The organism is Actinomadura citrea, from assembly GCF_013409045.1.
In the GTDB taxonomy this organism is placed as follows: Bacteria; Actinomycetota; Actinomycetes; order Streptosporangiales; family Streptosporangiaceae; genus Spirillospora; species Spirillospora citrea.
Genome location: NZ_JACCBT010000001.1, coordinates 7,367,052 through 7,391,401, shown reverse-complemented (window position 1 = coordinate 7,391,401; position 24,350 = coordinate 7,367,052). Strand labels below are relative to the sequence as shown.

At 70.6% G+C, this 24,350-nt stretch carries 20 protein-coding genes and 2 tRNA genes; 9 read left to right on the top strand and 13 right to left on the bottom strand.

Annotated features, from left to right (window positions below):
- Window positions 1-298 precede the first annotated feature (298 nt).
- Both BJ999_RS33735 and BJ999_RS33730 read left to right on the top strand, forming a co-directional pair.
- Window positions 299-2,092: a selenium-binding family protein gene (locus BJ999_RS33735; protein WP_218935359.1), complete on the top strand. Its 1,794-nt coding sequence runs from the start codon at window positions 299-301 to the stop codon at window positions 2,090-2,092.
- Window positions 2,076-3,485 (top strand): hypothetical protein, encoded by a 1,410-nt coding sequence (locus tag BJ999_RS33730; RefSeq protein WP_179837005.1) that lies wholly within the window; start codon window positions 2,076-2,078, stop codon window positions 3,483-3,485. Before BJ999_RS33735 ends, BJ999_RS33730 begins: the two co-directional genes overlap by 17 nt.
- On the opposite strand, the gene BJ999_RS33725 is transcribed toward BJ999_RS33730, so the two are convergent.
- Complete coding sequence (locus BJ999_RS33725) at window positions 3,478-4,272, bottom strand: SDR family NAD(P)-dependent oxidoreductase (RefSeq protein WP_179837004.1); 795 nt, start codon at window positions 4,270-4,272, stop codon at window positions 3,478-3,480. The two genes, BJ999_RS33730 and BJ999_RS33725, sit on opposite strands and share 8 nt — an antisense overlap.
- A 229-nt stretch (window positions 4,273-4,501) precedes the next feature.
- On the opposite strand from BJ999_RS33725, the gene BJ999_RS33720 reads away from it, so the two are divergent.
- A complete protein-coding gene (locus BJ999_RS33720; protein ID WP_179837003.1) occupies window positions 4,502-5,149 on the top strand; it encodes a TetR/AcrR family transcriptional regulator in 648 nt (215 codons plus the stop codon).
- 71 nt (window positions 5,150-5,220) lie between these two features.
- On the opposite strand, the gene BJ999_RS33715 is transcribed toward BJ999_RS33720, so the two are convergent.
- Window positions 5,221-6,366 (bottom strand): outer membrane protein assembly factor BamB family protein, encoded by a 1,146-nt coding sequence (locus BJ999_RS33715; RefSeq protein ID WP_179837002.1) that lies wholly within the window; start codon window positions 6,364-6,366, stop codon window positions 5,221-5,223.
- A 128-nt stretch (window positions 6,367-6,494) separates the two neighbouring features.
- The gene (locus BJ999_RS33710) at window positions 6,495-7,991 is read right to left on the bottom strand and encodes an MFS transporter (RefSeq protein WP_179837001.1); all 1,497 of its coding nucleotides are present in this window, start codon (window positions 7,989-7,991) and stop codon (window positions 6,495-6,497) included.
- A 145-nt stretch (window positions 7,992-8,136) separates the two neighbouring features.
- On the opposite strand from BJ999_RS33710, the gene BJ999_RS33705 reads away from it, so the two are divergent.
- The 4 genes from BJ999_RS33705 to BJ999_RS33690 all read left to right on the top strand — a co-directional run bounded on the left by BJ999_RS33705 (window position 8,137) and on the right by BJ999_RS33690 (window position 13,437).
- The gene (locus BJ999_RS33705; protein WP_179837000.1) at window positions 8,137-8,811 is read left to right on the top strand and encodes a TetR/AcrR family transcriptional regulator; all 675 of its coding nucleotides are present in this window, start codon (window positions 8,137-8,139) and stop codon (window positions 8,809-8,811) included.
- 156 nt (window positions 8,812-8,967) lie between these two features.
- The gene (locus BJ999_RS33700) at window positions 8,968-9,912 is read left to right on the top strand and encodes a TIGR01777 family oxidoreductase (protein WP_179836999.1); all 945 of its coding nucleotides are present in this window, start codon (window positions 8,968-8,970) and stop codon (window positions 9,910-9,912) included.
- 205 nt (window positions 9,913-10,117) lie between these two features.
- The gene (locus BJ999_RS33695) at window positions 10,118-11,902 is read left to right on the top strand and encodes a RecQ family ATP-dependent DNA helicase (RefSeq protein WP_179836998.1); all 1,785 of its coding nucleotides are present in this window, start codon (window positions 10,118-10,120) and stop codon (window positions 11,900-11,902) included.
- Window positions 11,903-11,994: 92 nt separating this feature from the next.
- Window positions 11,995-13,437 carry a hypothetical protein gene (locus BJ999_RS33690; RefSeq protein WP_179836997.1) on the top strand — a complete coding sequence of 481 codons (1,443 nt, stop codon included), beginning with the start codon at window positions 11,995-11,997 and terminating at the stop codon, window positions 13,435-13,437.
- Window positions 13,438-13,541: 104 nt separating this feature from the next.
- Here the strand turns inward: BJ999_RS33690 and BJ999_RS33685 are convergent, their stop codons facing one another.
- Together BJ999_RS33685 and BJ999_RS33680 are read right to left on the bottom strand one after the other, a co-directional pair.
- Window positions 13,542-13,736 carry a DUF397 domain-containing protein gene (locus BJ999_RS33685; protein WP_179836996.1) on the bottom strand — a complete coding sequence of 65 codons (195 nt, stop codon included), beginning with the start codon at window positions 13,734-13,736 and terminating at the stop codon, window positions 13,542-13,544.
- Window positions 13,733-14,548, bottom strand: coding sequence for a helix-turn-helix domain-containing protein (locus BJ999_RS33680; protein WP_179836995.1), 816 nt, complete (start codon window positions 14,546-14,548; stop codon window positions 13,733-13,735). Before BJ999_RS33680 ends, BJ999_RS33685 begins: the two co-directional genes overlap by 4 nt.
- Before the next feature lie 99 nt (window positions 14,549-14,647).
- On the opposite strand from BJ999_RS33680, the gene BJ999_RS33675 reads away from it, so the two are divergent.
- Window positions 14,648-15,076: an ATP-binding protein gene (locus tag BJ999_RS33675; RefSeq protein ID WP_179836994.1), complete on the top strand. Its 429-nt coding sequence runs from the start codon at window positions 14,648-14,650 to the stop codon at window positions 15,074-15,076.
- A 96-nt stretch (window positions 15,077-15,172) separates the two neighbouring features.
- On the opposite strand, the gene BJ999_RS33670 is transcribed toward BJ999_RS33675, so the two are convergent.
- The 4 genes from BJ999_RS33670 to BJ999_RS33655 form a co-directional block, all read right to left on the bottom strand.
- Window positions 15,173-17,179 (bottom strand): WD40 repeat domain-containing serine/threonine protein kinase, encoded by a 2,007-nt coding sequence (locus tag BJ999_RS33670; RefSeq protein ID WP_229810008.1) that lies wholly within the window; start codon window positions 17,177-17,179, stop codon window positions 15,173-15,175.
- A 22-nt stretch (window positions 17,180-17,201) separates the two neighbouring features.
- Window positions 17,202-19,226: a WD40 repeat domain-containing serine/threonine protein kinase gene (locus tag BJ999_RS33665; RefSeq protein ID WP_179836992.1), complete on the bottom strand. Its 2,025-nt coding sequence runs from the start codon at window positions 19,224-19,226 to the stop codon at window positions 17,202-17,204.
- Between the two features lie 515 nt (window positions 19,227-19,741).
- Window positions 19,742-19,814: transfer RNA gene (locus tag BJ999_RS33660), tRNA-Lys, on the bottom strand.
- Window positions 19,815-19,898: 84 nt separating this feature from the next.
- Entirely contained in the window at window positions 19,899-20,468 is a 570-nt protein-coding gene (locus tag BJ999_RS33655; protein WP_179836991.1) for a response regulator transcription factor, read from the bottom strand.
- Window positions 20,469-21,202: 734 nt separating this feature from the next.
- Between BJ999_RS33655 and BJ999_RS33650 the strand changes: the two genes are divergently transcribed.
- Entirely contained in the window at window positions 21,203-21,769 is a 567-nt protein-coding gene (locus tag BJ999_RS33650) for a DUF488 domain-containing protein (protein WP_229809952.1), read from the top strand.
- Here the strand turns inward: BJ999_RS33650 and BJ999_RS33645 are convergent.
- From BJ999_RS33645 to BJ999_RS33630, 4 genes are all read right to left on the bottom strand, one after another.
- Window positions 21,754-22,602, bottom strand: a complete 849-nt coding sequence (locus BJ999_RS33645) for a hypothetical protein (protein WP_218935357.1) — start codon at window positions 22,600-22,602, stop codon at window positions 21,754-21,756. The genes BJ999_RS33650 and BJ999_RS33645 overlap by 16 nt on opposite strands.
- Window positions 22,603-22,820: 218 nt before the next feature.
- A tRNA-His gene (locus tag BJ999_RS33640) sits at window positions 22,821-22,896 on the bottom strand.
- A 54-nt stretch (window positions 22,897-22,950) separates the two neighbouring features.
- Window positions 22,951-23,547, bottom strand: coding sequence for an oligoribonuclease (orn, locus tag BJ999_RS33635; RefSeq protein ID WP_179836990.1), 597 nt, complete (start codon window positions 23,545-23,547; stop codon window positions 22,951-22,953).
- Between the two features lie 52 nt (window positions 23,548-23,599).
- Window positions 23,600-24,250, bottom strand: coding sequence for a pyridoxamine 5'-phosphate oxidase family protein (locus tag BJ999_RS33630; RefSeq protein WP_179836989.1), 651 nt, complete (start codon window positions 24,248-24,250; stop codon window positions 23,600-23,602).
- Window positions 24,251-24,350 lie beyond the last annotated feature (100 nt).

The following is a 24,350-nucleotide window of genomic DNA, read 5'->3' as shown; positions in this document are numbered from 1 at the left end:
GGTCAACTGGAGGATTATGTAGCAAAGTCGCGGCCCGCGAGCGTGGCTTATGGGGAATGGCGGGGAGGTGCGGCGTGACCGCCGGCCAGGTCGCCGACTGGCTGCACCGTGCGGAATGGCGTCGTCGGACGCGGAAATCCTTCACCTCCGGGCATCCGCGGACGGCGGCGAGGCAATCCGCGCGCCCTTCCGCCTTGGGGGTGGGGTGCTGCGCGCCGGACTCTGGATCGCTAGTAATTAGTATAGTAAATTGACGCCGATCGGCGATCCCGCCTGCAGGAACACGGGGGAGAAGGCCATGGTCGGCACCGCACCGTTCTCGAACCTGCGCCGAAGAGTGATCGTTCTCATCGCGGCGGCGGCGGCCGCCGGTCTGCTCGCGTTCCAGCCCATGGCAGGGGCGGACGCCAGGGCCGGTGACGTGGCCGTCAGCACGTCCAGCGTCAAGGGACGCGACGGCACCACCTACACCGTCACGAACCACGTGGTCCGAACGAAGGGCGAAGGCCGCCGGAAGGAATGGCTGCTGGTCTGGACGGGTGACGCGAGCGTCCCGGGCGGCCCGGTGGGCGCCGCAGGCCACACCGCCCACCGGAAGTCCGACGTCGAGGGCTCCGGGGACCCCGACTTCCTCGCCGTGATCGACGCGACGAAGGGGTCCCGCGACTACGGCAAGGTCGTCAACACCGCGACGATCGGCCCGCTGCTGCAGAACGAGCCGCACCACATGCAGTACGTGTGGCACAAGGGCGACAAGGTGTTCGCCGGCGGGCTGCTCAGCGACACGACCTACGTGTTCGACGTGGGGCAGCTGCCCCGGATCAGGCTCAGCGGCGTCACCACCGCCACGGACACCCCCTGCGGCACGGCCCCGGACGCGTTCACGACCCTGAAGGACGGCACCGTCTACGGCGCCTACATGGGCGGCCCCAACGTCCCCGGCCCCTGCACGTACACGCACGGCGAGGTCAGGACCGGTAACGGCGCGGCGGGTACTCCGGGAGAGGTGCTCCGGATCGACCAGACCGGCAGGGTGCGGGTCGAGTACCCGGCGGCCACAGAGGCGGCCGAGCCCGACACCTGCCACAGCATCCCGCAGGTGGACCCGCCGACCTGCGCCAACCCGCACGGCATCCGGGTGCGCGAGGACCTGAACCGGCTGGTCACCAGCGACTTCGCCGAGGTGCGGAGCCTGATGCTGCTCCCGACCGCCGACTTCTACATCGCCCGCGACACGGTGCGGATCTACGACATCGCGCACCGCGACCGCCCCAGGCTGCTGTCGGTCTCCCGCCTCCCGGACGGACCGCGCAAGGAGCCGTTCCTCATCGAGGAGGAGCCGCGCGTGGTGATGGAGACGGCGCTCACCAACGAACGCCGCCACCGGGGCGGGTTCGTGTCGACGATGGGCGGGGCGTCCATCTACTACACCCCCGACATCACCGACCCGAAGCCGACGTGGCGCGAGGTCTTCGACGACACGACCGCGTTCACCAGGCTCGCCCCCGAGCTGGACAACCGCGTCGGCATGGACGGCGGCTCCTGGCTCCAGACCAGCGCGGACGACCGCTACCTGTACCACGTCGTCATGCGCCGGGGGGACGAGTCGTCCGGCGGCAAGGACACCGGCATGGTGTACGTGCTGGACGTCCGCAAGCTCGTCGACGCGGGCAGGCGGACCCGGTGCAACATCGACACCCTGGAGGAGGTGACGCGCGGCGGCGCCGAGCCCGACTGCCCGTCCCTGGTGAGCGCCCTGCCCGTGGAGGACCCGACGACCGGCGGCCCGCACTGGGCGGCGCTGGACAACTTCCGGCAGGGCCCCGGCGGCCACTACCAGGAGACGCGGCAGCCGACGCGCCTCGTGCTGGCGAACTACTTCGTCGCCGCGTCGCCGTTCGACGGCGACCACCGCGTCTGCATGGTCGACATCTCGCCGCGGCAGCAGCTCTCCCTGGACCGGAGCTTCAAGGACGAGCACACCCGCCGCCCCTGCGTGGAGTTCAACCGGTCCGCGTGGCCGCACGGCGAGACCGGCGACGCCCGGCCGCACGGCGTGCTCTTCGCGGTCTCCGATGCCGACGTCCGCTGACGTCCGACGCGCGCTGCCGTCCACCGGGGTGTGGACGGCGGCGGCGCTGCTGCTCCTCGCCTCCCCGGCGTGGGCGGACGGCGGTCACGGCGGTCACGGCGCGGTGCCGGACGGCGGCCGGGCCACCACGGCGATCCGCGTCGTCGCCCTGCTCGCCACCGCCGTCGTGGCGGGCGCCGCGCTGCTCCGTCCGCGCACCGGCCCGCCGTCCCGCCGCCTCACCGTGCTCGTCTCCGTCGTCGCGGCCGTCGCGGCGGTCGGGTACCTGGTGGCCGTGGACCGCGTCCTCGTGGCGCTCGCGCTGGCCGCGGTGGCGCTCGCGACGCCCCGCGCGCTCCAGCACCCCCGGCGCTCCGTCGCGTCCGGCGCGGTGCTGGCCGCCGCGCTCGCGACGCTCACCGTGGGCGGCTCGCTCACGGTGGTTCGGGACCGGGTCACCCCCGGTGTTCCGCTGTTGCGCGAGGTCGACCTGGCCGGGGAGCGCCTGCCGATCCTGGTGACTCCGCAGCGCCCCGGCTGGAACCTCGTCCACACCGGCGACCGTCCGGTCTCGGTGGGGACCTCCCGGGATCCGGCGAGCGCCACGGCGCGCCTGCCGGGCGCGCCGGGAACCTGGCGGCAGGTGTGGCTCCCGACCGGCCGCAGCCGGATCAGCCTCGGCTCCGGCGGCCGGACGACCTTCCTCCCGGTCGACACCGGCCGTGGTCCGGCCACGTCGCCGCAGCTGGGCGCGGACGGCCCGGAATGCGCGAGCGCCGCCCTCGGCACCCTCGTCTCGGGCGGTCGCACGGCGGTCCCGTGCCCCGCCGGCCGGCTCGACACCGCCGACGCCGCCGCCCTCCGCGCGACGGTCGCGTTCCTCGCCGGCCGCGGGGTCCGTTCCGTTCACCTGGTCGGCGACGGGTCACCCCGCTCGCGGGCCGCGGAGCTGGTCGTCCGGGAGGCGAGCACGCGGGCCGGGATGAAGCTCGCGGCGGCGGGCGCGAACCGTCCGGTCATCCTCGTCTCAGGCTGGTCCGGAGGGGAGGCGGCCCTCCGCCAGATGGCGCGCGGCAGTCTGCGGGGACAGGGCGCCTACCTGGCGCCCTGGCTGCTCAGCGCGCCGCTGCTGGCCATCCCGGCCGCCCAGATGCTCCCGCTGCGCTTCTCCCCACGCGACCCGGAACCGCTTCGCTACGCCGCCGAGCTACGGGCCCGGTTCCCTGACGAAACCCCCTCCTCCGCCGGTTACCGGGCATGGCGCGGCGGCAGGGGAGAGGCCGGCCCGCCTCGGCTGTACTCGGCCTCCCTCGTCACCTTCATGCCGTCGAGAGCCCCGGCGCGACACCCGCACACCGGCACCAGCTGGCTCCCCGGCGGCACAATCACGGTGGCCACCGGCCCCCTCACCTGAGGTCGACCCGTCGCGTCACGACCTTGGCGATGAGCCGGCCCAGGGCCGGTATCTCCAGTGGCAGGAGCGACGTCGCCGGATGGCTGCGGCGAAGCTCGCCACGCTCGACGGCCTTCACGATCGCCTTGGCCGTCGACTCGGGCGAGACCGGCGGCGGGGTTCGCATCGGGCCGGCCCGCCAGGGGAGCAGATCGATGTCACGGGCGGCGGTGTCCGTGGCACCGGGCACGATCTCCAGCACCGACACACCGGTGCCCCGCAGTTCGTGTCGCAGCGTGACGGTCAGATGCGCCAGGGCGGCCTTTGACGCGCCGTAGTAGCCCAGAAGCGGGATCGGCACGGCCCGCAGGGTGGAGGTGACGTTCACCACCAGACCACCGCTGGAGCGCAGGGTCGGGAACAGGTGCCGGGTCAGGGCGAGCGGAGACCAGAGGTTCGTCTCGAACAGCGCCCGTGCCTGATCGTCGTCACCCATGGCGCACTGCGCGGCCACCAGGCCGATGCCGGCGTTGTTGATCAGAATCTGCACACTGCCCAGCGCGGACATCGCGTTCCGCGCCAGCTCGGCGGCCGCGCCGGGACGGGACAGGTCCGCCTCGATCACGTGGGGCCGTACCAGGCCGGCGCCCTCGATCTGGTCGGCGGTCTCCTCCAGGACCGCCCGGCGACGAGCGGCGATCGCCAACCGTCCACCCCGCTCGGCCAGGGCGAACGCCACCGCTCGGCCGATCCCGCTCGAAGCGCCCGTCACCAGGATCGGCGCCTCTGCCACCGATCGACGGCTCATCCTCCTGCTCCCACCCGAAGTGCCGCTGCCCATCCGAGGCTCCCTATTGACTGATTATCAATCAGTTTGGGACGGTAGTCCTGCCGTTCCGGATCGTCAAGCAAGGGGAACCTCGATGAAACCGGTGACCTTCAGGCCCCTGACGGCCCGCGCCCTGCCGCTGTCGTCGGCGAACTCCGCCATGCCCGAGCCCACGCGGCCGTCGGCCGCCGCGCTCTAGGCTTTTTCCATGACCGGCCCGCACCTCGACGGCACCAGGACACCCCGCATCGACCGGCGTGCCCGACTCATCACGGCCGCCTCGCAGCTGTTCTCAGAACGCGCCTACGACGAGGTGACGACCACCGAGATCGCCAGCCGGGCGGGCGTCGCTTACGGGCTCATCGCCCACCACTTCACCAACAAGCGCGGGCTCTACCTGGCCACCATCCGTGCGGCCGGCGAAGCACTCCAGACTCTTCAGGAGACCCCGCCCGACGGCGAGACGCCGGCCGAGCGGCTCCGCAACGCCATCAGCCGGCACATCGCCTACATGGACCGCCACGCCGCGGGGTTCCTCACCCTCCTCCGCGGCGGCATCGGTTCGGATCCCGAGGTCCGCGCCATCATCGAGGATCTGCGTTGGCAGGGTGCTCTCCGCATCCTCGACGCCCTCGGCGTCGACCAGCCCGTCCACCCCGTGCTCCGCGCCTCCATGCGCGGCTGGGTCGGCTACCTCGACGAACTCATCGTCGACCACATCCACCACCACGACATCCCGCGAGAAGATCTCGTTCGGCTCACCATCAGCGCGCTGACGGCGACCTTGCGCACGGCCTGGTCCATCACCCCCGATATCGGGATCGCCCCGGCCACCGTCGATCTCCTCGGCGCCTGACAAGGCGCCGGTGACGCGGGAGTCCGACGCCCGTCGTGTTCCGCTCGCCTGAGCGGGCCGCGGCAGGCCGTTCAGACGCGGATGAAGTCCAAGGTGAGCGTGTTCACCTTGGCGTCGTGGCCTATCGCGACCCAGTCGTTCCCGAGCCCTTGCAGCCATCCCGGGAAGCGGCCGAGGCGACGGCCCGTGGCGGCGTCGTAGACGAGGACGAACGGGTGGTCGCCCTCGGCTCCGCTGACGGCGACGCGCCGCTGCGTGACGGCGGTCTCCCAGCTGGCGGACTCTCCCGGCAGGCCGGGATCGGGCGCCTTCCACAGCACGCGGCCGGAAACGAAGTCCAGCAGAGAAAGGGCGCCGGTGTCCGCGTGCTGACGGACCAGGAGCGTGTGCCCGTCACCGTCGATCGGGACGCCCGGAGCGTCGCCGCGCCAGACCGTCCGTCCCGAGCCGAGATCGAAGACCTGCGGCCTGCCGGTGTCGGTGGACGCGGCGATCCGTCGGCCGTCGCCGATGAGGTCGAGTCCTGTGCTGGACGGGGCGAGCCGCTTCTCGCACTCGCCATCAGCATTGCGACCCGCGTAGACCTTCCGGGTCCATGCGCGGCGGGCGGCCCCCGCCTCGGCCGCGGAGACGGTGACCGTGCAGTTCTCGTCGCCGGACGGAGGATCGTGGTCGGTGCTGATCAGCGTCCGCCCTACCACCACCGAGTACCAGCCGCTCCTGTCGGGTCCACCCTCTTCGGGCGGTGGCAGGGGCCGGTCGTCGCCGCGGTGTGAAACGAAGATCTGGCCGGTGTCCGGGACGGACGGCCGCCGCACTCCGACCGCCGCGTTCGCCAACCGCACGTCGTCGCCCCGGAGGCTCCAGCCGACCTTCCCGGTGCGCAGATCCTTCCGGGTGATCTTGCAGGTGGCCCCTGCGCCGCAGCCGGTGGTGAGGACGGCGTCCGTCGTGACCTGCACTTTCGTGACCGGACCGTCCTGCCAGAGCGTCCGGCCGTTCGCCGGGTCGATGACGCTGAACCGAACCGCGTCGGTCGTGGAGGTCTTGCGCCGGTGCACGATCAGGGCGCCCGCCACATCGACCTCATCGTCCTCCCCGGAGGGCACCCGCCACAGCTCCCGGCCGGACCCGGGGTCGACGCCGAGGACCGCCCGGTCGTTGGCGATCACCGCGACCCGCCCGATGACCGCCGTGGAGTTCTCGCCGGTCGGCACGGTCAGGGACCAGGCCGCGGGCGGGCCCTCGCGGGTCGGGAGCTTCAGAGAGGCACCAGAGCAGGAGGCCCCCGCCGTGGAAACCAGGAGCACAAGGGCGGCAGTCCCTACACCGAGCCGGGAGCGGATCATTCCGACATTGTGACGGACGGCTGCGAATCGGTGGCGGGACCGGTCCGGGGCCCGCGGACGCGAGTGGACGGGGTGCGGAGGTTGAGGGCGACGAGGAGCGTGGCGACGATCCCTCCGGCGATGACGAGAACGGCGGCCTGTATGCCTTCGGCGGTGGCGACGCGCAGTTCTTCACCGGCGAGTCCCTCGGTGCGGGCGTTGGCGACCAGGACGAGTGCGGCGAGCCCGACGACGGCGCCGATGCCCGAGCTGGTGGAGGCCATGCCGGAGGCGACCCCCTGCCGGTGGTCGGCCACCCCCGTGCCGGCGGCGATGAACATCATCGTGAACACGACGCCGTCGCCGATGCTGACCGCGACGAGCCCCGGGACGAGCGCGGCGTAGGAGCCGTCGGCGGAGACGGCCAGGCCGACGGCGGCCGCTCCGGCCGCGCCGACGGCGAGCGCGGCGACCAGGGTGCGCCTGAGGCCGAAGCGCGTCACGGCCTGGCCGGCGAAGGTCGAGCCCGCCACCACCACCGCGGTGGGGAGCAGGAACGCCACGCCGGTCTGCAGCGGGTCGTAGCCGCGGACATCCTGGAAGTAGATGGACAGGAAATACAGGAGGGCCCCGAATGTCGCCGTGAACATGAAAGCGACCACCAGGGCCACGCACAGAACGCGGTTGGCGAGAAGCCGCATGGGCACGAGGGGGTCCGGGCTGCGCCGCTCGACGACGGCGAACGCCGCGAGCAGCAGGAGCCCCCCGGCCGCGGTGCCGATGGTCCAGGGCGAGTCCCAGCCGAGGGCCGGGCCCTGGACCAGGGAGAACACCAGCAGGGTGACCGCGCCGGTGGAGGTCAGCGCGCCCGGCAGATCGAACACCCGGCCCGCTTCCCGCGACCGGTCCGGCTCAAGGAGCCGGAAGGCCGAGACGAGCGCCGCTCCGGCGAGGGGGACGTTGACGAAGAACACCGCCTCCCAGCCGAGCATGCGGGTGAGCACGCCGCCGAGCAGCACGCCGACCACCAGCCCGGCGGCGCCGGAGCCGCCCCAGACGCCCAGGGCGCGGTTGCGATCACGACCCTCGGCGAAGGTGGTGTTGATGATCGCCAGCGTGCTGGGAAAGACCAGCGCCCCACCGAGCCCCTGGACCGCCCGGGCCGCCAGTTGCGGCGCCGGACCGGTGGCGAGCCCGCCGGCCAGCGAGGCCACGGCGTAAAGCGTGAGCCCGGCGACCAGCATCCGGCGCCGGCCGAGCAGGTCGGCGGCGCGGCCGCCCAGCAGCAGGAATCCGCTCGAGGCGACGGCGTACGCGCTGACCACCAACTGCAGCGTCCGCGTCGAATATCCCAGCTCGCGGCCGATGTCCGGCAGGGCGACGACGACGATGTACTGATCGAGGGAAACGATCAGCATCGCGAACGACAGCAGCGCCAAGGCGGCCGTCTTGGAGTGAGCACCACCCCGACCGTGCGGGTCGCGTGCTTTCGGTGGGACACGGGTGTCGTGCATGGCGTCACTCCAGTGTTCAGGTCTTGCCGCGGGGGAGGACACATCCAGCCCGCGGCCTTTCTTGTACTGTACGGAACAGTTCAGTTGAACTCAACCGTACAGTTCAGATTTTGGTACGCTGGACCTCCACGACGAAGGAGCGATGATGCCGGCACCCCCGCAGCGCGCAGGGTCACGCGCCGAGTCTCCGCGCGTTCTCACCGGCGACCGGGCGGCGCGCAAGCGGCAGGTGATCATCCAGGCGGCCCGATCGGCCTTCGTCCGGGACGGCTTCGACGCCGCGATGGACGCCATCGCCGCCGACGCCGGCGTTTCCAAGGTCACCGTCTACAACCACTACGGGAGCAAGGAGACCCTCTTCGTCGCCGTCATCGGCGAAGCCCTCCAGGGGGCCCTCGCCGACGCCATCTCCGGCACCGCGCAACGGCTGGAACACTCCGACGACCTGCGGGCCGCACTCAAGTGGACCGCCCGCGCGTGGGTGGACAGCATGACCCGGCCCGACATGGTGGCCCTGCGCCGCCTGGTCGCCAGTGAAGTCCGCCGCTTCCCGGAACTCGGCGAAGCCTGGCGCCACCATGGCCCGGACCGCGCCCGTCCCGCGCTGGCGGCGGCCTTCGAACGCCTCATCGCCGCCGAGCGGCTGACCATGCCGGACGTGGAGACCGCGATCCTCCAGCTCTACGCGCTCGTCCTCTACCCGCACCTGGTGCACGGCACCTACGGAACGACGCTCGACCGCCACACGACCGAGCGCCTCATCGACTCCGGAGTCGACATGTTCCTGTCCTTCTACGCCTACCGCGACGCCACGGCGTAACTTCGCATCTCGACTGCCACCCGCCGCGCCGGCGCCGTCGACCGCTCTCATGCGCGCCCTGCGACGGTCGCCTCTCCGTCTGATCGCCTTGCGACCAGGTATTGAACGTGTTCAAATACAGACGTCAGGCTCGTGCACGAGACGGGGAGAGCCGCCATGAGGATCGTGATACCTGGGGGAACCGGCCAGATCGGCGCGATCCTGAACCGCGCGCTGACGACCGCCGGCCATGACGTCGTGGTCCTGACCAGGCACCCGTCACACGAGCACGAGATCCCGTGGGACGGCGAGACGCCGGGTCCCTGGACCGAGGCGATCGATGGCAGCGATGTCGTGATCAACCTGGCCGGACGCAGCGTGAGCTGCCGATACACCCCGGCCACCCTGGAGGCCATGATGGATTCGCGGGTGCGCTCCACCAAGGTCGTCGGTGCGGCGATCGCCGGCGCCGCGAAGCCTCCCCGGGTCTGGCTCCAGATGAGCACCGCCACCATCTACGCCCACCGCTACGACGCGCCCAACGACGAGGCGTCCGGCGTGCTCGGCGGCGCCGAGCCCGGAGCGCCCGGCTACTGGGCCTACAGCGTCAAGATCGCCAAGGAGTGGGAGCGGGCGCAGCAGGAGGCCGAGACACCGTCCACCCGCAAGGTCGCCCTACGTTCCGCCATGGTGATGAGCCCCGATCGCGGCGGCGTCTTCGACTACCTGCTCTGGCTGGCCCGGCTCGGCCTCGGCGGCCCGGTCGCGGGCGGTGCCCAGTACGTGTCCTGGATCCACGACCAGGACTTCGTCCGCGCGGTCGAGTTCCTGATCGGCCAGGACGACCTCGCCGGACCGGTGAACCTCGCGGCTCCTGACCCCGTCCCGCAGCGCACCTTGATGCGAACACTGCGCACCGCATGCCGCGTCCCGGTGGGCCTGCCCGCAACGAAATGGATGGCCGAACTCGGCGCCCTCGCACTGCGCTCGGACACCGAACTCCTGCTGAAAAGCCGCCGCGTCGTCCCAGGCCGCCTACTCGAAGCAGACTTCACCTTCCACCACCCCCACTGGCAAGAGGCCGCCGAAGACCTCGTCCACCGCGTACGCACCTCCCGGTAACGACCGCCGCCGACCTCGTAGCGGGCCCGCCTGCGGGTGGCCGACGGACGTTTCCGCAGCCCAATGCCGCCGGAGGTTTCCGCAGAGCGTTCCTGAGGGAGAGATCCGCGTGTTTCGTCGCTTCCGGCGAGGGAGGACGGTCGGCGCCGCGCCGACACACGCTCCTCGAAACTCGGCGGCGGGGACACTGCGCAAGGAGGACTGGATGGGCAAGCGGGTTGTCTGGGGCCGGCTGGGCAGGCGTCGCCGGTTGCGCCGGGTGGCCAGGGAGGTCTTCGGCTGGCCGGACCTGCGCCCGGGCCAGGGCGAGGCGATGGAGCACCTGCTGCGGGGCCGTGACGTGCTGCTGGTCATGCCGACCGGCGGCGGCAAGTCCGCCGTCTACCAGGTCCCCGCCCAACTGCTTCCCGGGCCGACCGTGGTGATCTCGCCCCTGATCGCCCTGCAACGGGATCAGATGGTCGCGCTCGCCGGTCGCGACGCCGGCGGCGCCGTGATGGTCAACTCCGCGCAGTCCGACGGCGCGAGCGAGGACGCCATGGACCAGATCCGGGCGGGCAGAGCGGAGTACATCTTTCTCTCACCCGAGCAGCTGGCCAAGCCGTCGGTCGTGGAGCGGCTCGCCGCCGTGCGCCCCTCGCTGGTCGCCGTCGACGAGGCGCACTGCGTCTCCTCGTGGGGCCACGACTTCCGGCCGGACTACCAGCGGCTCGGCCGGGTGATCGAGCGCCTCGGGCATCCCCCGGTGATCGCGCTGACCGCGACCGCCTCGCCGCCGGTACGCGATGACATCCTCGCGACGCTCGGGCTCGGCGAGGCACGGCAGATCGTCCGCGGTTTCGACCGGCCCAACCTGTCCCTGGAGGTACGGCGGTTCCACGAGGAGGCGGACAAGAGGCGGGCGCTGGTCGAGGACGCCGCCGGTCGAAAGGGGCTGGGCCTCGTCTACGTCGCCACCCGGCGCGACGCCGAGGCCTACGGCGAGGAGCTGGCCGCGGCGGGGCTGCGTGCGGCCGCCTATCACGCCGGGATGAAGGCGGCCGACCGTCACCGGGTGCACGAGGCGTTCCAGGGCGACGAGCTCGATGTCGTGGTGGCCACCTCGGCGTTCGGCATGGGAATCGACAAGGCCGACGTCCGCTACGTGCTGCACGCCGCCCCGCCGGAGTCCCCGGAGTCGTACTACCAGGAGATCGGCCGTGCCGGGCGGGACGGGGAGCCCGCGGCCGCCGTCCTGTTCTACCGGTCGCAGGACCTCGGACTGCGCCGCTTCTTCGCCGCAGGTAAGCCGGACGAAGAGAAAATGCTCCAGACCGCGACGCTCCTCCAGGCCCACGGTGGCACTGTTCCGGCGAGCGAGATGCGCACCACCCTCGGCGTCGGCGCATCCAAGCTCACCAGCCTGGTGAATCTGCTGGAGCAGACCGGAGCCGTGGAGACGACCGGCCGGGGAGATCTGCGATACGTCCAGGAGGGGCCACCGCCCGAGGAGGCCGTCGCACGCGCCACGGAACTCGACGAGAACCGCCGCCGCGTCGACGACTCACGCATCGACATGATGCGCGCCTACGCGGAGACGACGGATTGCCGTCGCCGTTTCCTGCTGGAATACCTGGGCGAGCCCTACCCGGGCCCATGCGGCCACTGCGACGTCTGCCAAACCGGGACAGCCTGGTCGCCAGACCACGCCGACGAAACGGCCGCACCACCAGACCATGCCGACGGAGCCCCGTTCCCTCTGCACTCCGAGGTGCAGCACGCCGCGTGGGGAACCGGAACGGTCATGCGGGTGGAACCCGACCGGATCACCGTCCTCTTCGAGGAGGCCGGCTACCGCACGCTGTCCCTAGAGGCGATCCAACGCGACAACGACCTCCTGACTTTCCACCCCGACGCGGCCCGTCCACCAGCACGACGCGGACGGGGACCCCGAATACGCCGAGACAAGGCCGCCGCAGCCAGCAAGAAGACCACCACCGGCGTGTCCTAGGGGTTCGTGCCGGGGGCGCTGGGTGCGTGCGGCGGTGTGGGCTTACATGCGATGGTTCCTCCCCAGGAGGATCAGCGCTCAGGTGGAGGGGCATGAAGCGGCGAGAGCCGGGGGCTGCGGCCGCGTTCGGCGCGTTGCTGGACCGTTCGATGGTGCAGATCGAGGCGGTGGCCACTGACGGCCGGAAGTTCGACCGGGAAGCGGTCCGCTGGATTTCGGATGTGTGGGACAACAACACCTTCGCGCTGTTCGGTGTCGCGGTGGCCCCTACCCGAGGGGGCCGTGAGCGGCGGGCGCGGGCCGCGCTGACTTGGATGGCGGGCTTCGGGGCGGAACGACGGGCGTGGATGGTGCGGTCGGCCGGTTTGACCGGGCATCGGCTGGAGCCGCTGCCGACGCCGGAGGCCGTGCCCGGCCGGGACTACCGGGGTGTGGTGAGGCCGCGGCGGGTCCCGCTGACCGCGGACTTGGCGGCGGGACTTGCCGCCGACTATGACCTGACCGGCGCGCAGGTGCGGACCTTTCAGGTGGAACGGGCCGGTGACAGGCTGGTCGGCTTCGTGGAGGTCGTGGCCGGGCGGCGGTTCCCCGTCGGCTCCGATGACGTCGACCCGGCTGAGCTGGAGATGTGGTTGGACGATGTCACCGAGGCGCGTTTCGACTCCGGCGACAGGTCCCCGGTCACTGTGTGCGCAGGGCCTGACGGGATCGTTGTCGGCTTCGGCGACGGTCTCATCGGTGCGAAGAGCGGCTCGGTGTACTGCGACGATTCGTACTGGCATCTGTCGGGCGCCGGGCTGACCGCCGACCGTAGGACTCCGCCGAACGGCGAGCACCCTGCGCGCCCCGCTCCGTTGCGACGGCCAGAGCCGTTGGACGGTGCGGCGCTGGCGGCGGCGATGCTGCTGCGCGGCATCATGTGGGAGTTCCGTATGGTGCGCTACGTCGGCGAGGTCGGCGCGGTGCCGATTGCGCCGTTGTGCCGGGTGTTCGCCGGGGCGGGCACCCAGATCCTGGCCGCGGGCCGCCGCAGCGGCGCTGAACGCCGTGAGGAGGCGTTTCGTCGACTGGTCGAGGAGTGGCTGGACCGCGCTGGTCCTGCACTTCAGCACTGGCTCTGGCGATGGTTGGGGGGACCCGCCGACGATCCGCACATCGGTGAGAGCACCCGGTCGTGGCTCGCGGCCCTGGCACAACAACGGCCACGGCCTTCGAGGCAGGGGGGCGAGTCAAGCCTGGAGCTGCCTTCGCAGGCCGAACTGCGGTTAGCCTCCTATACCGCGGCGCACACCCGGTACGGCAAGGAGCGAGAGGCATCCAGCGTCCTCAACCTGGCCGTGCCGCTCCACGCTGAAGCCGCCCCGGACGAACCCTGGAAGCTGCGCACGCTGAAGATCGGCAACACTGGCCGGTTCCGCCTCGACACCACCGCTTTCGACGGCCCCCACCGCCCGCAAGCGATCATCGAGCAGGACGTGGTGCACTCCTTCACCCTGCACGAGGAGGCTCTCACCGTACGGCGCACGGACGAGTGACCGCTCGAATCAAGAGCGGCCTTTCACCGAGGAACACCACGGCGTCCGTCGTCGGATCTCGGGACTGGCCCGGCGTGTGGGGAACGAGTCGGGTGGGAGGGCGGTCAGCAGGCCGGGTCCCGCTTGATCTGCTCGATCAGGTGGGCGAACTGGGCGGGGGAGAGGGTGAGGCGGCCTCCGTCCGGGTCCTTCGAGTCCCGCAGGCCGATTCCGACCCCTGGGGCAAGTCGTCCCAGTTCAACGCACTGATTGTCGTTTGCTCCACCGGTGTACGTGCTCTTGCGCCACTTCACGATCATTCGTAGTGCTCCAAGTACCGCTTGATGATCTCTTGGGAGGCTTCCTCGGAAGCAGCCTTCACTCCGATGCGATCGAACATAACGGACAGCTCTCGAACCTCGCGAGGAGATTCGATCAACCGTCCGCCGTTCTGAGCGGCGGAGTACGCGACGTCTCGGTCCTCAAGGCCGATGATCTGCATAGACCCGTCAACGCCCATGTACTCCCCTGAAGAGAAGGGGATGACCCGCAAGCTCACGTGGGGCAGTTCAGCGATCTTCAGCAGGTGTTCCAGTTGCCTCTTCATGACCTCTACCCCGCCCACCGGGCGAGCCAGGACCCCCTCGTCGATCACTGTCCAGGTGAGTAGCGAGTCACCCTTCTCCCAGTACGCCTTCTTCTTTGCGATGCGGACCGCCATGATCGCGTCCAGGTCTTTGAATCTGCTCGCCTTGACGTACGCCCAGGTGTAGTCGTCGGTCTGTAGTGCAAGCGGGACGACCTGTCCGTGGTAGGTCTTGATCGAGACGGCTTCCTCCTCGTACTTGTCGATTTGGCGGGCCCAGTCTGGATCATGCGCCATTCGGGCAAACCAAAGAAGAACCTGAAAAAGCATTCCGGTCCCGTACGCATGGTCGAGCAGCCGCATTTGATCATCCTGCGGGCGCCGCCGTCCGGCCTCCAGATTGGAAACAGTCGAGCGAGCCACACCGATGATCTCGCCACACTGGGTCAGCGACAGCCCCATCTTCTCCCTGAAGAAGCGCATGCAGAAGGCCAGAAAGTGCCACATGGAGATCTTGGGATCGAGAGGGTCCCGGACGATCGGCATCGTTCCTCCTGTTTTCACTTCTCCCGTTAACAATGAAACCGTAGAACGTGCCGGTGATCCTTGCCATATGAATTCGGAATCTCGGGCAAGGGTGAGGCGATGGTGATGGCGGCGACCGGGGATCTGCTTTTGCCCCTTATGGGCACACCGTCCGCAGTGGGGCTGGCGCGTACGCTTGTGGACGCAAGAATCCGCAATTGGACCTATTTCCACATTCTCGACAATGCGCTTCTCGTCGTCTCGGAGCTCGTCACCAACGCGGCGCGCCAGACGCCGCACCAGGAGATCCGCCTGCAGCTCAGCCGGGTCGCGCACGGCATCGTCATCGCCGTATGGGACGCGGACTACGCCCTCCCTCAGTCCAAGCCGATGAAGGAGCTCACCCTCGAAGACCTGGACCTCTCCGCGAAGGCGTTCGATGACAACGGCGGCTGGGGCCTCCACATCGTCCAGGCGCTGTCGAGCAAGTGCGGCGTCACCGCCGACCCGGCCGGCGGTAAGTGGGTCTGGTCACGCATCCAACCGTGACCTTTCCGTCGAATACCAACTGTTCGCGGCGTGCCTGGCGTCATGGGGGTCGTGACGCCGGCACGCCGCGACACCTGACACGGTCGGCTCGCGTGCCTACGTGGGCACCTTCCACAGGCGGATGGTGCCGTCCTGGCCGCCGGTGGCGAGAGTATGGCCGTCCGGGCTGAAGCGCACGCTGAGGACGGCGCCGTCGTGCCCGGTGAGCGTCGGGCCGAGCTGCCGGTGGCGGGTCACGTCCCACAGCCGGACGGTCCCTTCCGAGCCCCCGGCCGCGAGGATGCGGCCGTCCGGGCTGAACACCGCCGTGTGGCAGCGGCTGTCGCACTGGAACGGAGTGCCCTTCTGCAGGCTCCTGGCCACGTCCCACAGACGGACTGTCTCACCGCCCGCCGTCGCCAGTGTCTGCCCGTCGGGGCTGAACGCCACGTCCTCCGTCCATGAGTCGTGCCCGGACAGGTCCCCGCTGAGCTTCTTGCGGTCGTACACCTCCCACAGCTGCGTCACTCCGCGGGTGTTCCCGGTGCCGGGATCCTCCTCGGTACCGGTCGTGCCGATCGCCAGCATCCGGCTGTCCGGGGCGAACGCCAGGGCCTGCACGTTGCCGGCGCCGGTCTCCAGGAGCGGGCCCACCTTCCCGTCGTCCAGGTCCCACAGCCGTACGGACTGGTCCGTGTTGCTGGTGGCCAGGACGCGGTCGTCCGGGCTCAGGGCCAGGGACGTCAGGGGTCCGAGATCGATGTCGAGGTCGCCTGGTTCACCCTTGCCCGACACCGGGAAGAGGCGGAGGCTGCCGTCGTCGCCCGCGGTGTACAGGGTGCTGCCGCCGTGGCTGATCGCCAGCGCGTTGACGCCGTCGGGGTGGTCGAGGGGCGCGCGGCGCTGCTTCCCGTCCGCGACGTTCCAGAGCCGCACCGTGGCGTCGTCACCGGCGCTGGCCAGCGTCCGTCCGTCCGGGGTGAACACCAGGTCGCGCACGGACGCGGTGTGCCCGCGCAGCGATCGGCTCGGCGGCGGGGCAGTGGACCGGTGCGCCCCGGGGTCGCTCCGGGCAGCGGACCCCGACCAAGGCGCCACCACCAGGGCCGTCACCACGAGGGCCACCACCAGGGCCGTGGCCACCGCCGCGCACGCCGCCAGCGCACCGCGCGGGGAGCCGAGGACGGTGAAAGGGCCGGAGCGGGGGCGGCGCGTGTCGACCAGGGTCGCCGCGGGCTCCGGGCCGGGCGCCCACCCGATCCAGGCCCGCCGCTCGTCGATCATTCGCTGCACTGCGGGCGGCCACGGCTGCGCGGCCGGGGCGACCGCGCCGAGCATCGCCCTCAGCCGGGCGGGGTTCGGCCGCCCGGCCGGGTCCTTGGCCAGGCACGCCGCGACGGCCGGGCGGAGCCGGTCCGGTACGGCGGACAGGTCGGGCTCGGCGTGCACGACGTTGTACAGAGCCTGCGCCGGGCCGGGCCCGTCGAAGGGGCCGCGGCCGGTGCAGGCGTACACCAGCACCGCCCCCAGCGAGAAGACGTCGTCGGCCGCGGTCGCCCACCCTCCCTCGGCCTGTTCCGGCGACATGTACCCGGGCGTTCCGGCCGGCACGCCGGTCTGCCCGTGGCGGCCGTCGCCCTCGGCCGCCCGCGCGACCCCGAAGTCGATCACCTTCGGGCCGTCGGCGGCCAGCAGCACGTTGGACGGCTTGAGGTCGCGGTGCACCAGCCCGGCCCGGTGGATCTCCACGAGCGCGGCCGCGAGCCCGGCCGCCAGCCGCAGCGCGGCCGGCTCCGGCAGCGGCCCGGCCGCCCGGACCGCGTCCCGCAGCGACGGCCCCGGCACGTACACCGAGGCCAGCCACGGGGTCGGCGCGTCGGCGTCCGCGTCGAGCACGGCGGCCGTGTACGCGCCGGACACGCTGCGGGTGGCCGCCACCTCGGCGTGGAACCGCTCCCGGAAGCCGGGGGTGCCGGTCAGCCGGGCGTGCAGGAGCTTCACCGCGACCGGACGCCCGTCGGGCGCGGCCCCCAGCAGCACCCGGCCCATCCCGCCGCGGCCGAGCTCGCCGAGCATCCGGTAGTGCCCGACCCGCCGCGGGTCGGACGCGGCGAGCGGTCGCATGGTCACCTCGCTCACCGGTGGTTCAGGCGCGGGTGCGGCCGGCGACGTCGTAGAGCCACACCTTCTCGTCGCCGCCGACGGCGAGGACCTTCCCGTCCGGGCTGAACGCCACGGCGGACGCCTTGCTCGGGAGGCTGATCGGCTTCCCGACCTCCTTGCGCCCGGCCACGTCCCACAGCCGCGCGGTGGTGTCGTTGCCCACGCTGGCCAGCAGCCGTCCGTCCCCGCTGAACGCGAGACCCTGCGGGGCGTGGTCACTCGCGGGCACTATCTCACCGAGCGGAGCCGCACGCCGAACGTCCCACAGCCGCACGGTCATGTCGGCGCCCCCGGTCGCCAGCGTCCGGCCGTCCGGGCTCATCACCGCCTCCGTGATCTGGACGGTGTGCCCGCGCAGGGGCTGCCCGACCACCTTGCGGGAACTCACGTCCAACACCCGCACCAGATCCCGCTCGGTGAAGGCCAGCAGCCGCCCGTCCCCGCTGAACGCGATGAACGACATGATGTTCGCCTTGTCGAAGGTGAGCCCGCTCACCTCCTTGCGGGACTCGGTGTCCCACACCTTCAGGTGGGAGCCGATGGCCGCCAGCCGGTCCCCGGCCGGACTGAAGGCCACGTCGCTCACCGGGGCCGGATCGTCGCTGAAGTCGAACATGGGGATGCCGAGGGTCGCGCCGATCTGCCGGCGGGTCCGCACGTCCCACACCTTGACGCCGCCGTCCATGCTGGCGGTGAGCAGCAGCCGCCCCGCCCTGTCGAACCTGGCCTTGAGGGCCGACTTGGGGGCGATCTTGAGCGGCTGGCCGGACGGCCGCCGGGCCTTGGCGTCCCACAGCCGTACGGTGCCGTCCTCCCCGGCGGTGACCAGGAGAGCACCCGCGCGGTCGAACTCCGCGTGGTGCACGGAACCGGCATGGCCTTCCAAGACCGCCAGCGGCTTCGCGTCCGTACCGCCGCTCCCGCCGGGCACGCTCTTCCGGCCGGACGCCGGCTCGCCGTCACCGCGCAGTGCCCAGGCGGCGGCGCCGCCGAGCGCGGCGAGGCCGAGGGCGCCACCGCCCGCCATCAGCAGGAACCGCCTCCTGTCCGGCGCCGGCGCGACGGCCGTGGGCGTAGGCGCCGGTGCGGGCGGGACGTGCGGCGCCGGGGCCTGCGGGGCCTGAAGCAGCCACGCGACCTCGGTGCCCTGCCGCGCGATCGCATCGTGCACCACGTCCGGCCAGGGCCGCGCGGACGGCGGTACATCGCCGATCCACCGCAGCAGCTCGGCGGGCGCCGGCCGTGCGGCCGGGTCCTTGGCCAGGCAGGCCGAAACGATCTCGCGGATCCGGTCCGGCAGGTCGCCCAGCACGGGATCGGCGTGGATCACGTTCTGCAGGGTCTGCGGGGTGCTCCGCGCGTGGAACGGGCCGTGGCCGGTGCAGGCGTACACCAGCGTCGAGCCCAGCGAGAAGACGTCGCTGGCGGTGGTCAGGTCCCGCCCCAGGGCCTGCTCCGGGGACATGAAGCCGGGCGTGCCGACCAGGGCGCCGGTGCGGGTGAGCTGGGTGCCGTCCTCGCCCTCGGCGGCCCGCGCGATACCGAAGTCGATCACGCGCAGGCCGTCCTCGGTGAGCAGCACGTTGGACGGCTTCAGGTCGCGGTGCACCAGCCCGGCGCGGTGCACCTCGGTCAGCGCGGCGGCGAGGCCGGCGGCGAGCCGGAGCGCCGATCCGGCCGCCGGCGGACCGGTCGCGGCGACGACCTCGTGCAGCGACGGGCCCGGAACGTACACCGAGGCCAGCCAGGGCTCGGCCGCCTCGGGGTCGGCGTCGATCACCGCCGCGGTGTAGGCCCCGGCGACCCGGCGGGAGGCGCGGACCTCGCGGCGGAACCGGCCGCGAAACCCGTCGTCGTGCACGAACTGCTCGTCGACCAGCTTGACCGCGGCCAGCCGCCCGTCCGGCGCGCTGCCGAGCAGTACCCGTCCCATGCCTCCGCGGCCGAGCTGGGCCAGCATTCGGTAATGCCCGATCTGGCGGGGATCGGACGCCTCCAGGGGTCTCACGGCACACCTCCCTCTCAAAAAGACAATAACGTCTGATTGATCGTTGTGGAGGCATCCGCAGTCATCCGTCACCACGCCGTCACCTTCCGCCGCCGCGGATGGAGAGGGTCGGTTCGCGCCACCCGGACTTCCAGCGGCTGGTCTGGCTGCACGAGGGGGGCGGGACCTCCGCGTTCCGGGTCGCCGGGGCCGCTCGTCCGCGAACGCCGCCGATGAGATCTACATCCTGCCCACCGCCGACGCGCCTCGGCCCGCAACAAACGACGCGGGCGAAAGGGCGCTTTTCGGTTCCATGGCGTTGACCCGGCGATGCCGAAAGGGCAACTGAACTCCATGCGGGGGGTGATCCGAATGGGTCCACGTGCGTGCGTCCCGGGCGCTGGTCGCCCTCAGAAGGGCCGAAACGATCTCGCCTTGATCGCACGCACAGTGGCGGGCGCAGGTCGGCCTCAATTCGGCCCCATACGGAAGCAGCGACGACTCCCGGGAGGGACGTCGTCGCTGGTGGTAGCGGGTGCGCCGTCAGGGACTTGAACCCCGAACCCGCGGATTAAGAGTCCGCTGCTCTGCCAATTGAGCTAACGGCGCCTGTCGTACGGGCCTCGGCGGTGGGCCGGGGTCCCTCGCGACAGGAAGAACAGTATCAGGCCCTGCGGACCAGTGCGAACCGGTTTAGTCCCTGGCCGGGAGGACGCTCATCATGCCCCGCCAGAGGGCGATGGCGGTGGCGCGGGAGCCGACGCCGAGCTTGGCGTAGATGCGGTTGACGTGGTTCTTGACCGTCTTCTCGCTGAGGAAGAGCTGCCGGGCGATCTCGCCGTTGGAGCGGCCGGTGGCGATGAGATCCATGACCTCGGCCTCGCGGGCGGACAGGCCGAGGGTGGTGCGGGACGCGTGGCGGACGCCGCGGACGAGGTCGTGCGCGGTGAACGAGCCGGGGACGAGGTGACCGCAGGCGCCGGCGCGGAGGGCGGCCTCGACGGCGGGCTGGTCGTCCGAGCCGAGGACGAAGACGCGGGAGGACGTGCTGAGGGGCAGCACGTGGTCGGCGGCCGCCGCGTCCAGCAGGACGATGTCGGGCCGCAGGCGCTCGGCCAGCGGAACCGCCGCTGCGGGATCGGGGGACTCGGCCACGACCTGGAACTCGTCGCTGGCCTCCAGTACGGAGATGACGTCAGCCCTGCCCTGGGCGTCACCGTCCACCACGAGTACGCGCAGCGGGGCCGTCTCGTCGACGCTCATCCATCGCCCTTGGCGTGTCGTTGACATCTCTAGGGTCGGAGCATAACCGGATGATCTTCGAAGGTCGATGAGCCCGCCACTACGGACGCCTTATCGAGACCGGAACGGCGTCAGGACCTGATCGTCGGCGGGCGCCCAGGCCCTGGCCTCGTAGCCAGGGCGGCGATGCGAACAGTGTGCGGCTGGCACCCAGATGGTTGTGGCCGTGAGAAGCGGCAACGTTTGTTCGTCGGTATGAGCGACGGCCGCCAGGAAGCTAAGGGGTGATGTCGATGAGATTTAGTGACGGGGGCGTGGAGTGCATGGTTGAAGCGCCGGCCCCGCGTTTACGAGCCCTAACACCACGACTTCAAACATCCAGGTCAAAGGCCCTCTCCGGGGACGAACTCCCGCTGGCGAGGGCGGGCGATGTGGTCGGTGAAGATCAACCGACAACGTGTTCGGTTCGGGCGCGAGTCTGGACGAGGCGGTAGGAGTCGAGACCCGCTCTGCCCTGGCTGACGCCCCACGGGCCTCCGGCGCGGTCATCGGCCGTGCATGGTCAACGCGGGCACCCCGTATGTCCTGAAATCCGAGCGGATGGGGCACGAGGTTCCCGGCATGCGCGGCACCTAAGCCCACCCCACTCCGGAGATGCGCGCCACTCCTCACGGCTCTCGGGTGCCCTTGGGAGGTAGCGGTAGCGCGAGCGGGCTTGGCCGGCGCCTCGGTCCGGAGTGCGGACCCTGGACGTCTTGCTCAAGTGGGTGCCAAGACCGAAGGCGGTCGCCAAAACAGCGGATATTGCCCGAACTGAGGGGGAGGCGGTTTACATCTATGATCGCCATGAGAGGCTGAGCGGCATGTCCGTAACCGATCAGTTCACCGGCCAGACCGGCTTGACCGGCATCGGCTACCAGGGGTATGACCTCGCCTCGTTCCTTGCGCAGCTCTCCGCCGAAGGCGTCTCGCTTCTCGTAGACGTACGGCTGAACCCGATCTCACGCAAACGCGGATTCAGCAAGCGCGCCCTGGCCGAAGCCCTGGACTCTGTCGGGATCGGATACGAGCATGCCCGGCCGCTCGGCAACCCGAAGGAGAACCGCGCGGGGTTCGGCGGCGGCCCGTCGGAACTGCGGGACGCTAGACAGCGCTTCGCTGAGGAGCTGGACGCACCGGCCGCGCGAGAGTGGCTCTCGGCCATCGCCGGCTGGGCAACCGAACGCAGGGTTGCACTGCTCTGCTTTGAAGCCGAGCAAGAACGCTGCCACCGTGACGTGGTGGCCGACGCCATCGCCGCCGAGGTTCACCGCTTCGGGTAGAAGACCCCCAAGGTCATGAACGTCTGCTGGCGCTTGGCTTGGTTGCCCACGTAAAAGATCGTGTCCTTGTCCGGGCCGCACATCTGCTCGAAGAACTTGTTCCGCAACTCCTCCTTGGCCACGGCGTCGCTGACGCCACGCAGGTTCCGTTGCAGGGCGACCCATTCCCAGTCGTAGATGCCCTGCTTGTGCCCCTTGCAGGTCGCCGACTGGCACAGGTAGTCGTACCAGCCCCTGAACCGCGGGGCTTCGAGGGGAGTGCGGGGGCCGCCCCCGAACAGGTTCTCCTGCGTGACGTAGCGATCAATCTTCGCCTGCTCGTCCGGCCTCCAGCCCCCGTGTGGCTTGATCTCTATGTTCTTGACCATTCGTGGGCGGATGGCGGCCAGAGAGCGTGCCGGCGGCTGGTTGCGAACGTCGGCCAGCAGGTCGCACATCGAAGCCTGTACGTGGTCGATGACGAACACCTTGCGCCGATCCCACTTCGGAATGTTCGTCTCGGCTCGGACGGTACTGATATTCGGGCGGTAGCTCTCCGGGCGCGGATCAGCAGGGGCGGGCCGGGCGCGGACGGAGACGATGTCGTACTTGCGGAACGTGTTGTTGCTTTCCAGTTCGCGGAAATTGATCGGATACAGCCGAACCCACTGCGTCGGCTCCACGTCGATCCGGATACCGGCGACGCACACGGTCTCGCCGTAGGTCTCCGAAGGGTTCGGCGCGGCCTTAACGGTGATCAGGACGCGCATCTCTTCCTCCAAGTGGCCTGGAGGCTTCACCAGCGGCTCGTGAGGGTCGGGCCCGAACAAAGATGGCTGATCGGCGGTCGTCACTGTCGGTTTCCTCCTCAGTCCCTCTTGTGAGGGTCCGTCTGGAGGACGGCCGACGCTAGATCGTGACCGCATCCGGCGCGGTTCGAAGGGAGTTACGGAAGCTCGCTGGTAGCAAGATCACTCCCAGATCGCTCCCGGAATCGGACGTCCGAGAGGGGGAGCCTGACGCAGGACGCGGAGAAGCCCTGGTCGTCTTCGTGATGACCAGGGCTTCTCGTTGGGGTGAGTGAGGGGACTTGAACCCCCGACATCTTGGACCACAACCAAGTGCTCTGCCAGCTGAGCTACACCCACCGTGGCCGGGATCGATCCCGGCTCCCAGTAGTGTAGCGGCTTCTTCGGGGTGGGTCAGCCGGAGGCGACCTGGGAGGCGATGGCGCGGGCCGTGTCGGAGTCGGGGCCGGGCTGCTGGACGAAGACGGCGGCGCGGTAGTAGCGCAGTTCCTGGATGCTCTCGGTGATGTCGGCGAGGGCGCGGTGGCCGCCCTTCTTCTCGGGGCTGGCGAAGTAGACGCGCGGGTACCAGCGCCGGGCAAGCTCCTTGATCGAGGAGACGTCCACCATGCGGTAGTGGAGGTGGGAGTCGAGGGCCGGCATGTCGCGGGCGAGGAACGAGCGGTCGGTCGCGATGGAGTTGCCGCACAGGGGCGCCTTCTTGGCGTCCTTCACGTGGCCCCTGACATAGGCGAGGACGATGTCCTCGGCCTCGGCGAGGGTGACCCCGCCGGGGAGCGCTTCCAGCAGGCCCGACGTGGTGTGCATGTCGCGGACGACTTTGGTCATCTGGGTGACCGACTCGGGCGGGGGCTTGATGACCACGTCGACGCCCTCGTCGAGGATGTTGAGCTCGCTGTCGGTGACCAGGGCGGCTATCTCGATGAGCGCGTCGTCGCGCAGGTCGAGTCCCGTCATCTCGCAGTCGATCCAGACCAGCCGCTCGTTCATGCACTCACCCTACGGCCATGAACGACTGCGCGGGGCATAGCGGGCGATCGAATTAGGAGGTCACGCGCTGGGCGATATGTCCGGGGATGGGGATGCCGGGACGCAGCAGCGGATCGGGGTCCGGTGTGCCGAAGGCCTGGGTGACGGGCAGGACGCCGGCCCAGACGTCGAGGGCGTGGTCCTCGTCCTCGTCTCCGGGCGGGCCCTGCCGCACCTTTACGGACGCCTCGTCCAGGGAGAGCGCCAGGACGGAGACGCCGGCCAGTTCCTTGCGGTTGGGCCGGCGGGCCACGTCCCACTGGCCGGGGGTCAGCTGCTCGGTGATGACGCGGAGGCCGGTCAGCTTCTCCTCCGGGTCGTCGGCGAGGCGGGGCGTCCCGTAGACGACGGCGCTGCGGTAGTTGATGGAGTGGTGGAACAGAGAGCGGGCGAGGACGAGCCCGTCCAGGTGGGTGACGGTGACGCAGATGTCCTGGGACGGCCCGGCCCTGAGGCTGCTCGCCCCGGTGGATCCGTGGAGGTAGAGAGTGTCGTCCAGGCGGCCGTAGCCGGTGGGGATGACGCGGGGTGAACCGTCCACGATGAGGCCGAGGTGGCAGATCATGCCGTCGTCGAGGATCTCGTACAGGACGGAACGGTCGGTGCTGGAGCGTTCGGGAAGGCGGCCGAGACGGGTGCGGGCGGTTGAGGAGAGCGGGTTCATGTCCGTTTACGCTAGGAGGCGAGTGGCCTGGCCGGTATGGCCACTTGGCGCGTATAGCAGGTGACCACTTTGTCGATCGATCTGCCTCTTTCCGTGGAGC